This window comes from Paenibacillus sp. Marseille-Q9583 (assembly GCF_976954365.1).
Window position 1 is genome coordinate 47,735 of record NZ_CDRJTB010000027.1, and the last position, 11,501, is coordinate 59,235.

Consider the following 11,501-nt stretch of genomic DNA (forward strand, 5'->3'; position numbering starts at 1 on the left):
TACAAAGGAGAAACCATACTATGTCTACATTTCTTTACCGATTAGGTAAATCAGCTTATTCCAAGCCTTGGTATTTCCTTACGGCTTGGATTCTTATTCTCGGTGTTATAGGCGCCCTGCTTGGTATCAATGGCATCCAGTCCAGTTCGGAAATGAAAATTGAAGGCACTGAATCGCAAAAAGTACTGGATATGCTGGTCAAGGAACTTCCAGCGGCTGCTGGCGGTCAGGCGAGCGTTGCCTTCACCGCGCCTGATGGAGAACGGCTAGATACGCCGGAGAGATCAGCACTGATTCTGAAGGCTATAAATGATGTCTACAGCATGGACTATATCATCAATCCTGCTGAACTGGCCGCGCAAGCCGCGGCGGCGGCGCAAGCTGCAGGAGCAGACCCAACAGCAGCTGCTGGTGGCCAAACTGCCACTGCGGACCCTTCAGCGGCTGCGAGTCAGACAGACGCTGCGGGTCAAGCTACTGCGGCAGCTCAGGCAGCTCCTTACGGGCCACTAATCGTTGATGGTGCTCCGGTTCCCGGCGTCATGCTGTCCGCCGACGGTAGCATCGCCCTGTTCCAATTCCAGTTCACTGTTCAGCAGACATCACTCCCCTCTTCTGTACCAGATAACGTGATTAAGGCTGTAACCGAAGTCGAACAGGCAGGCTCCGGGATCACAGCCATTCCGAGTGATTCGCTCAAAAGCACACCGTCCATCGGATCTACGGAAGCGATCGGCGTAGCCGTCGCAGCAGTTGTGCTGTTTATTACACTCGGTTCGATTGTTGCAGCCGGACTGCCGCTGATCACCGCGCTCCTTGGCGTCGCGATTAGCGTCGGCGGTGCTTTTGCTCTTTCGAATATTGTGCACATGAATGACATTACACCCATTCTCGCAGTCATGATCGGTCTGGCTGTCGGTATCGACTACTCCTTATTTATCGTGAACCGGCAGCGGCGGTTAATTCTCGATGAGAATTTAAGTGCCAAGGAAGCAACAAGCCGAGCGGTCGGTACCGCCGGAAGTGCAGTATTCTTCGCCGGATTGACCGTCATCATCGCCCTTTGCGGTATGTTGGTCATCGGCATCGGCTTCTTATCAACGATGGCTCTCGTTGCTGCTGTCAGCGTGCTGATCACTGTTCTGTTGGCGCTTACCCTGCTGCCCGCGCTTTTGGGTCTGGTCGGCGAACGGATCTGCACCGCCAAGGCACGTTCAAAGAACCTAGCTTCCGCGAACAAAGCCCGTCACGGGTTCTCACACCGCTGGGCGAACGCAACGGTAAAATACCGCTGGGCTATCATTGTTCTAGTGGTCTTGGTTCTTAGCACGACGGCGATTCCAGTAACCAAAATGGAGCTAGGTATTCCTTCTGGCGCTTCGGCAAATCTGGACACTCCAGCACGTCAGAGCTATGACATCATCTCCAAAGGTTTCGGCGAAGGGTTCAACGGTCCGCTGCTACTTGTGGCCCAACCAAACAATCCGTCCGACAAGATTTCAATGCAGACACTTGGCAAGCTGGTTCAAGAACTGCAAATGCATGATAACGTCACGCTGGTATCCCCGATGGGCGTCAACGCAACCGGAGATATTGCTATTATCAGTCTAATCCCTAAAACCGGCCCTACAGATACAAAAACTAGAGATCTGGTGCAGGATCTGCGTGATCCCGCTTCAAGCCTCGCATCAGCAAATGATGTAACACTTGGCGTGACCGGTTTCACTGCGATCAATATTGATATGTCTTCCAAGCTATCCGACGCATTTCCCCTGTATATTGGCATCATCGTAATTCTATCACTAATTATTCTGTTACTCGTATTCCGGTCAGTCATCGTTCCGATCAAGGCGACGGTAGGCTTTATTCTCAGTATCCTCGCTACTTTTGGCCTAACCACGGCCGTATACCAGTGGGGATGGCTGCACTCCCTGTTTGGTTTTGACACGGGAGGCCCACTGCTAAGCTTTATGCCAATTTTGGTCACTGGTATTCTGTACGGACTGGCGATGGATTATCAGGTATTCCTGGTCAGCTCCATGCGCGAGGCTTACGTCCATGGACGTCATGGCAACGACAGTGTCGTTCACGGTTACGATCTCGCTAGCCGCGTCGTGCTTGCAGCAGGCGTAATCATGGTTTCCGTCTTCGCTGGCTTCATCTTCGCACCTGATGCGATGATCAAGCAGATCGGATTCGCACTGGCCTTTGGCATCCTAATCGATGCTTTCATCATCCGCATGACGCTCGTTCCGGCAGTAATGGCCGTCTTCGGCGACAAAGCCTGGTGGCTTCCGAAATGGCTAGACCGTCTGCTTCCGAACCTCGACGTAGAGGGCGATAAGCTAATCGCCATGCTCAATGCCAAGGGAGAAGGTAATAAATAAGAAGAGGACAGTTCTCCTGTGTCAGAGAATTCCTCTCTATATTGATCGACGAACAAATTACCCTGTGGGGTGAGTTAGCTTCTGTTAGTTTAAATTTGTAGTTTACGGAGCACATCTTGTTGTACGTTCCACAGATTTTCGGTGGTTTGGCGAGTAAAGACTCTAGTGTAGAGGACCATGTTGCTTAGGTGGAACGTGTTATAGGGAAATCCCCCCTATAAATTAGCTCACAGCTGTTATATGAGCAGATTATACGGAATTCCTCCCTATATATTGCCAAATTTCAATAAAACACACCGAGTTCAGCTGAATTATAGGGAGGATTTCCCTATACTCCATCCACATGATCTTTTAATGTAGAAATATGTGGAAGATTTCCCCATAATTCTACAGGTTTGACCCTGAAGCAGAGGAACAAAAAGCAACTCCTATAAAGAAGCAAATAAACCCGGGCTCTGGCACTCCTTACGTGCACCCCTTGAACTCATTTCTGGCATAGCCCATATCCGTTGTGTCCTATTCAAAAACAAAAACAGCGATTCTCCATGGATAGGAGAATCGCTGTTTTCTGTCGTTTACGTTTTTTTGATTATATCTTGTAACCGCCTATAAAGACTTTCTCTCTAAGCTAAGCCTACAGCTTCCAGATGCGGTACAAGATAACTGCTGCTTCAGCACGGGTAAGCGTGTCGTTTGGTGCAATTCGACCATTCTTACCGTTCACAACTCCAAATTTGATCAACAATGATGCACTGTCTTTCGCGTAGCTGGAGATGCTTGCTTCATCCAGATAAGCATTGAAAGTTCCACTCGCCTTGATTTGCTTGCCGGATGCCGCTAGCGCACGCGCAGTCAGCACCATCATATCCTGCCGGGAAATACTGCTGTTTGGTCTGAACGTACCATCTTCTAAACCTGTCACAATTCCCAGTTCCTTCGCGATGACCAGTTCATCATAATAATAGTCTGTCTTTTGGATATCACCGAACAATGCAGTGCTTTTACCAGTTCCCTTTAGTTCAAGTGCCCTTACGAGAAGAGCAACGAAATCCGCCCGTTTAATAGAAGCTGTAGGCGAGAAGCTATTCATGTCAGTCCCTTTAATGATATCGCGAGCAGCCATAGCGTCTATAGCTTGTTTTGCCCAAGACACGTTTTGCAGGTCTCCGAAGTGTTTATTTACAAAGGTTACTGCATAAATACTGAAGTGGGTCGTTTGAAATACAACCGTTTGAGTTGTAGCATCATATCGGCCGTTAGGAACCGGTACTATGTTGCCTTTACCGTCAATGTACCACACAACGATGGAATCTGGATTATTTAATTCCTCCGCTGTCGGTGTGTACGAAATGGCTACCGTTACTGGTGCATCAGGATTATTCCACGGAATAACTTTATCACCTGATACTACGCTTAGATCAATAACCGGACGGTTGCCAATCAAATTGCGGGTTACTGCACTCAGGCTGTCCGCAGAAACTTCACTTATACGAATGGTCACCTGCTCAGCAAGATCTTTTACATTGGACAGCATATTGCTTGGAATTTGAATTGTAGCCTTTTCCGACTTCAGCAATAGCTCATAATTTTCATTACCCGTCAAGCTTTGGGCAGGTAATTGTATATCATACAATTTCGCATCCGTTTGCTTTGGCACTTCAATAACGATTTGCTTCTTGCCGTTTGCCGCAGGAATAGCTTGTTCAAGCGCTTTTTTCAAGCTGTCACTGGAGATCGAACCTATGGTGCGCCCGTTACTGGATTTCAGCGCCGGTTTTATCGTAACAACACCCGCTTTGTTCACAATTTCTACAGGCTGTGGAGTTGTTACAACACTAACAGAGTTACCGTTACCTGATGGTTCATTTGTTGGAGCAGGTGTCGGTGTTGGTGTTGGTGTTGGCTCCGATCCAGTAGATTTACCTTGAAGGGTAAGCACACCGAAAACGGAGGTATCCATATATCCGGTACCGGTCGTATCATTCCAAGCAGCAACACTTTGACGGATACCGTCTTTAGCGTCATTAATCTGTACATCAAACCCGAGCTTTGTATCGTTAGCCGGTTTTATCCCTTGAAGAGGAATCTTGACCTCAACCGTGTAGTTTGTGCCGGAAATCTGTGTAGCCGATTCGAAGCCTTCTGCTATACTTACCGGACTAAATGAAGTCTCGTTATCATAATTGACTCTATACTGCCCGTCATCGCTTTGATAGAAGCTTGTTTTTGCATTGTTTTGATCCAGGAAGATTTCCACGGAATCCTGTTCATGTGCATATTCACTGCTTTTGTTAAGCTGTGCATCTTTGACCTGAACTAAAAGATACAGATTTTCATCATCCCAGAGTGCTTTTGCTACTCCGCTCGCTCCCTGCCACGCCATTTGATAGCGATCTATCGGCATTTCCACAGCGTCATTCCAAACCGCATCAACAGTCCCGTCAACTACAGGCGTTGCAAATTTAGCAGTTGAATGATTAGCATTTACGCTTTCAGGTGTATGCTCTGCTATAAATTTATCTGGATCGATTACACCATAATAAGCTGGCTTAGCTTGCAAGTTACCATCAAACGGTAATGGACTATTTTCAGTTCTCCAGCTTGTGCCATCACTCAGACCCCAGAATGTCACACGCGAAATATTTTCTGCATGATCCTTGTAGATTTTAAACAGCTGTGCATATAGATACCCCTGAGCATTCGCTTGTTGCTCGGTAATTGTAGAGTTACTTCCAGCCATAATATCAAGCTCTGTAATACCTACTTCTACACCCAAAGAAATAAACTTCTCCAATGACAGTTTTACATTCTCAGGGTTCGTGTTGAGATTGTAGTGTGCTTGCATGCCAATACCATCTACAAGAAGTTTACCAGGGTGTTCCAGTGCGTACTTATCATTGATTTCTTTGACCATACTATAGATGGCTTGTGCTTTATTTTGATTGTCATCATTGTAATCATTGTAATACAACTTAATGTTCCATTCAGGATGCAAGTCCAGTACTTCCCTTGCCGCCAGGAACGCTTGCTCTACGTAGTCTGTTCCGATGGCGCTTTTCCAAGGGGCTGAACGCAACGCGGCTTTCCAATCGGTTGGATTAGAAGGATTATCGTTCATCGCTTCGTTGACAACATCCCATGAAATCACCTTGTCGCCAAAATGCTCCATAACGGTTTTGATATGGGTTCTCAAATTTTTGAGAGCTTCTTCCCGGCTTAAAGGAATCTTGTTCTTATTCGCATCTGTTGTTGTATTTAGCCAATCCGGGGTTTGCGAATGCCATGCCAGTACGTGTCCATGGAGCTTCAGTCCCTCAGCCGAAATTTTATCAACAAGTATATCTTGTGCGGTAAAGTTAAACACGCCTGGTGAAGAATAAACCTGATCCGGCTTCATTGCATTTTCAGCGGTAACGAGATTATGATGCATCTTGAGAAGATCCAGTCTAATACCATCCAGATCTCCGCCCGATATAGCATTTCCAATCAGAAAGTCATTTTTATAAGTATCCTTGATCGAAGCTAAATCTTTTTGAATCTCGATCGGGCCAGATCCTACCTTTTCAAATGTGATATCGTCGATATAATAGGATGCCGTTTTGCTGTTCGAACTTTGTACATAAATGGTCAAGTATTCATCTACTACACTGGTATAACGATATTTACCTTCTAGCTTAACCCAGCCGTCGCTTGTGCTAACAGTCTTCGAGCTAATTGAAGGATAACTAGGACTCGTCTTACCAATTTGAGTAGAAAGATTAAGCTCCGCACTTGTAGGTTCGATCAACTTAACCCAAGCGGAAACTTTATACTCGTAGCCCTTGTCAACATATTTTTCCACATTTAATGAAGGCGCATGCCATGTATCTGCTCTACCCTCTACCTTTAAAGCGAAGGAACCGCCAGCCGTATGATTCGCTTCGTTAGAAACGGTCAGCGTTTCAGTACCTGCTCTACCTTCAAAACCGCCTGCCTTTTGATCCTCGAAAGTAACAGTGGTAAAAGGTAACGCCGGTTCTCTAGTTGGCTCTTCTGTAGTGACCTGTTCGGTAATCAATAGATCACCGACATAAAACGGTACAGCTTTTCCGTCTGAGTTCGATTGAATTCGTAAATTCGAATACTTGCTCGTATCCACTATGAATTCTTTCGTTAAGGTAATCTCTTTCCCCGCTTCATAATTCACATTGGTCAAAAGTCCATAGTTGTCGCCTCCAGTGGTTTGCAGATATGCTTGAGCACCACTAGGTACAATTACGTCAGCATCAACATAAACGGATGCGGTTACCGTATATGTTTTACCGTTTACCAGGCCTATGTTGCTGAATTTGAAATCAGCCGCATCCCAGTCATTAGCTCTATTACTAACATATAAAGCTGCCCCATCAGCATTTCCCGCAAAAACCTTGTCCGTGACTGTCGTCAAGCTTGCGTTCCCTGATTGCATAGCAACTCCTTTACCATTCGCAAAGGTTTCATGATAAACCGTTACCGGACTTGAGGGTGCTGTCGTACCGGGTGCAGGTCCACCAATCCAATTAGCAATTTCGGATAATGTTGTGCCCATTTGTACGTAATAACGCCCAAGCGCATGATCCCCCTGATTAGGATACCCTACTTTAAAGGAGTACTTGATACCGTTCGCTGCAGCTGCAGACTGAACATCAGAATTGAAGTCGCCATAAGGATAAGCCAAAAGAAGAGGATCTTTATTCGTGATTTCTTTAAGATAATTATTAGCCTCAGCTAATTCTGCGGAAGCATCCGCCTTTGTCATGGTCTTCCATTTAGCTTCAGCATGGTCAACCGTATGATTCTGGATACTAATATTCGGGTGGTTGGTCGCTAAATCTTGCAGTTGCGCATGCGACATGCTGTAGCCAGCACCAATCCATCCAGTGACAATAAATGCCACAGCATTCATACCGTATTGATCCAATACCGGAAGAGCTTTGGTAACAAAGTCAGGAGTCCCGTCATCGAAAGTGAGTAAAATCGGTTTGGCAGGAGCTGCCTCGACACCGGCTTTAATGTTCACATATTGATCCGCAGTCAATGTATTATAGCCGTTATCATAAAGATATTTCATAGTGCTCTTGAATTTATCTACGCTTGTATCTGTCCATTCATTCGTCGCTGTATCGACAATACGATGATACAATAGTACAGGAATTTCAGATGTCGCAGCTTCCGTAACCGGAGCAAACAAACCTGACGGTATAAGTATCGCGATTGCGAGTAAGATCGAGATGACTTGTTTAAGCATTTTGTTCATTTGCAGCATTCCTCCTAATTTTGGTCTTTAGCATTAGCGAATTGCCTACAATTCCTTGTAACAGCCCTCAATCCGGTCTAAAATCAGAAAATACGAAACAGTGCTACCCCTTTGCACTCTTTGCAGAAACATCTTTTCTTGCTATTAATCGCCCCCCAACTTGTAAACGCTTACATGTATACTCACATTATTTTACCTTCCAATTCTATCCACAACTATACTAATACTAAAGGTGTTATCCCCCATAATCATAGGAAAACACACGCAAGATCTAGGAATTCCCTATGCCTTCCCAATTCATTAAAAAGATTTCACAATATGGACGATTACGAATGATCTTTTTTTAGATATGCGCATACTAAGCTCCATATTTTGAAACTTGCGTCAAGTTGAATCGTAAGTTTGAAGATAGGTCCTGAAGTCTACTGATTTGACGAACTGGTATACCATACTTGTGTAGAACACGCAGTTATGTGCACTTATGCAGTAAATCGAAGCTTATGAGACCTAAAAAAAAGACACAGTACAGCGGAGAGGAGCTATCATTAGTGGAGTATTACCGCAAAAATGTAACAGACAGTTTACAGGAAGTGCAGAGTACAACTAACGGGCTTACGTCGGCAGAAGTCGACAAACGACTGGAACGTGATGGTTACAATGAATTAAAAGGAAAGAAAAAAGATCCCCTCTGGAAGCTTTTTCTTGAAAATTTCAAGGACCCTATGGTGGTCGTACTGCTTATTGCGGCCATTGTCCAGATTGTTATGGGTCAAGTTATGGAGTCGCTTATCATTTTCCTCGTGTTGATTCTCAATGCAGTTATAAGTGTCATCCAAACTCGTAAAGCAGAGAGTTCACTCGATGCCTTGCAGCAGATGTCGGCACCCGAGGCTAAAGTGTTGCGGGATGGAGCCTTAAAAACCGTCCCTGCCAGAGAGCTTGTTCGCGGTGATATCGTATTACTGGAGGCTGGAGATTTCGTACCAGCCGACGGCCGTATCATAGAATCTGGAAGCTTGAAGATCAATGAAGGCATGCTGACCGGAGAATCCGAAGCTGTAGAGAAGCATACGGATACCATCTCGAAGGAATCTCCACTCGGGGACCGTCGTAATATGGCGTTTAGCGGTTCTTTGGTTGTATATGGCCGTGGAACTCTTGTAGTAACAGGAACTGCACTAACAACCGAAATCGGCAAAATTGCCGAACTCATCGAGAGCGCCGAAGCCAAGCAGACGCCACTACAGCGTAAGCTCGAAACCTTTAGCAAGCAGCTGGGTGTAGCGATTATCGTGCTGTCCGTTTTGATCTTTGCCATCCAAGCCGGACGTGTTTGGCTGTCGAATGATACAGTGGATACCACGGAAGCCATCCTGAATGCCCTAATGTTTGCAGTCGCGGTGGCAGTCGCCGCTATTCCTGAAGCTCTATCCTCGATCGTAACGATTGTCTTATCCGTAGGAACGAACAAAATGGCTAAGCAACATGCGATTATTCGTAAGCTGCCAGCCGTCGAAGCACTTGGATCAACCAGTGTCATCTGTACGGACAAAACCGGTACTCTGACCCAAAATAAAATGACGGTTGTAGATTACTTTTTACCGGAAGGTGATCGTGATCAATTCAATCAAGAGCCCGAAGAATGGTCTGAGGAAGCCCGGCGCCTCCTACACATTGCCGTGCTTTGTAACGACTCTAACATTAATGAAGATGGTAAAGAACTAGGCGATCCAACTGAGGTGGCACTTATTGCCTTCAGTAACAGCATGAATAAAGATTACAAGGAAATACGCGATAATTTCCCTCGTGAAGCCGAACTTCCTTTTGACTCGGATCGCAAGCTAATGACGACCTTACACACTTTTAACGGACAAAAAGCAATGATCACTAAAGGCGGACCAGATGTACTCTTTAGTCTTTGTACACATGTACTACTAAGTGGACAAGAAGTGCCGATGACACCGGAGGTTCTTGATCGTTTCATTGAAGCCAATGAGGAATTCTCCAGCAGAGCACTACGTGTACTTGCCTATGCTTACAAAACTGTACCAAATACAGTCACTGAAGTGGGTCTTGAGGATGAACAAAATCTGGTGCTCGTAGGCTTGACAGCTATGATTGATCCCCCTCGTGAAGCTGTCTATGGAGCGATCGCAGAATCCAAGAAGGCTGGAATTCGGACTATCATGATTACTGGAGATCATAAGACAACCGCACAAGCGATCGGACGTGATATCGGCCTTATGACCGAAAAAGAAATTGCCGTAACCGGTCAAGAGCTTGACGCCATGTCCGACGCAGAATTGGATAATAAGCTTGAGCAGATTGGTGTGTACGCCCGAGTCTCCCCGGAGAATAAGATCAGAATTGTCCGGGCGTGGCAGCGAAAAGGCAAAATCACAGCCATGACCGGTGATGGCGTAAATGACGCACCTGCCTTGAAGCAAGCAGATATCGGTGTTGCTATGGGTAGTGGAACCGATGTTGCTAAAGATGCGGCTGCCATGATTTTGACTGATGATAATTTTGTATCCATTGTGAATGCTGTGTCTGTAGGCAGAACGGTATTCGACAATATCAAAAAAGCGATCGCCTATTTATTTTCAGGCAACCTGGGTGCGATTATCGCCATTCTGTTTGCCCTGATCTTCGACTGGATTAATCCCTTCACAGCAATTCAGCTTCTATTTATCAATCTGGCGAATGATTCACTGCCCGCCATTGCCCTTGGTATGGAGAAACCTGAACCTAACGTGATGAATAGAAATCCAAGAGAACTGAAGGAAGGTATATTTGCCGGAGGAATGATGCAGGCTATTATTACCCGTGGTCTACTTATAGGTATAGCCGTAATTATATCCCTGTATATCGGACTCCAGCATTCCCCTGATATGGGCGTGGCTATGGCATTTACAACCCTGATCCTGTCTCGTACACTTCAGACCTTTGCCGCTCGCTCGAACAGTCAAACAGCTATTGAAGCTGGGTTTTTCAGCAACAAATATGTCATCGGAGCCGTTTTGGTCTGCTTTGCCTTTTACGGGATTGCAGTTCTGCCAGGAGTTAGAGAAATCTTCTCGATTCCAGCTTCATTCGGAATGTCCGATTGGCTGATTGCAAGCGGTCTGGCACTCGGCGCCGTCATCCTAATGGAATTGACGAAGGTTATTCGTAGAGCGTTTACTCCTAAATCAGCTTCTTGATCACAATTGAACAAAAAGACAAAACAGCGATTCTCCGAGAATGGAGAATCGCTGTTCTTCTGTCATTTACACATCTGATTCAAACATCCGTAATATGATCGAAATATCACGTAAATTTTAATATTTAACTATATATTCACAACATTCATCCCCATGAACATTACATTTGACTTCCCGGACGGAAACTCGTTTCCCACGTATTTTGCTAAGTGCTCCTTCGATAATGGCCCCCTCTAGGTCACATACCATTTTCCCTTCCATAATAGGTAACCCTTCGCAGAAACAATCGTGTACTGCAATTGACATTCCCTTGTCATCTTCATGGGTTATTATTGGGATCCCTATCTTCATTTGTTCGAATAACCCGAATAGTTCATTAACGGAGGTAACACCAAACTCTTCCCCAATTTTTCTTCCTATGGTCAACGTTGTGCCCTTACCATTCATGGGTAACGCTTGGTATAATCCAATAAGTCTAATCGTTCTGAACAGCTCTAAGGGTACAGCGTTACCCAAATTTTCTCTCTTTATTTTTTTCATATCTACAAAAGTAAAATGATCCATGCCTGTAGCCTCCAAATTCTTATGTAATTTATATTTTAAATTTAATTGATATATTGAGTATAAACGTATCAA

The 11,501-nt window shown here is 45.3% G+C and carries 4 protein-coding genes; 2 read left to right on the forward strand and 2 right to left on the reverse strand.

Annotation, left to right across the window (positions count from 1 at the left end):
* The first annotated feature begins 20 nt into the window (after positions 1 to 20).
* Complete coding sequence (locus ACWNM1_RS14455; protein ID WP_449601463.1) at positions 21 to 2,387, forward strand: MMPL family transporter; 2,367 nt, start codon at positions 21 to 23, stop codon at positions 2,385 to 2,387.
* Positions 2,388 to 3,021: 634 nt separating this feature from the next.
* On the opposite strand, the gene ACWNM1_RS14460 is transcribed toward ACWNM1_RS14455, so the two are convergent.
* Positions 3,022 to 7,662: an endo-1,4-beta-xylanase gene (locus ACWNM1_RS14460; RefSeq protein ID WP_449601464.1), complete on the reverse strand. Its 4,641-nt coding sequence runs from the start codon at positions 7,660 to 7,662 to the stop codon at positions 3,022 to 3,024.
* Positions 7,663 to 8,210: 548 nt separating this feature from the next.
* Between ACWNM1_RS14460 and ACWNM1_RS14465 the strand changes: the two genes are divergently transcribed.
* Entirely contained in the window at positions 8,211 to 10,865 is a 2,655-nt protein-coding gene (locus tag ACWNM1_RS14465) for a cation-translocating P-type ATPase (RefSeq protein ID WP_449601466.1), read from the forward strand.
* A 117-nt stretch (positions 10,866 to 10,982) separates the two neighbouring features.
* Here the strand turns inward: ACWNM1_RS14465 and ACWNM1_RS14470 are convergent, their stop codons facing one another.
* Positions 10,983 to 11,429: a V4R domain-containing protein gene (locus ACWNM1_RS14470; protein WP_449601467.1), complete on the reverse strand. Its 447-nt coding sequence runs from the start codon at positions 11,427 to 11,429 to the stop codon at positions 10,983 to 10,985.
* Between the last annotated feature and the right edge of the window lie 72 nt (positions 11,430 to 11,501).

Bases quoted from the DNA above. Each gene is read 5' to 3' on its own strand.
- ACWNM1_RS14470 (WP_449601467.1), bottom strand. From the start codon at position 11,429: ATGGATCATTTTACTTTTGTAGATATGAAAAAAATAAAGAGAGAAAAT.
- ACWNM1_RS14455 (WP_449601463.1), top strand. From the start codon at position 21: ATGTCTACATTTCTTTACCGATTAGGTAAATCAGCTTATTCCAAGCCT.
- ACWNM1_RS14460 (WP_449601464.1), bottom strand. From the start codon at position 7,662: ATGAACAAAATGCTTAAACAAGTCATCTCGATCTTACTCGCAATCGCG.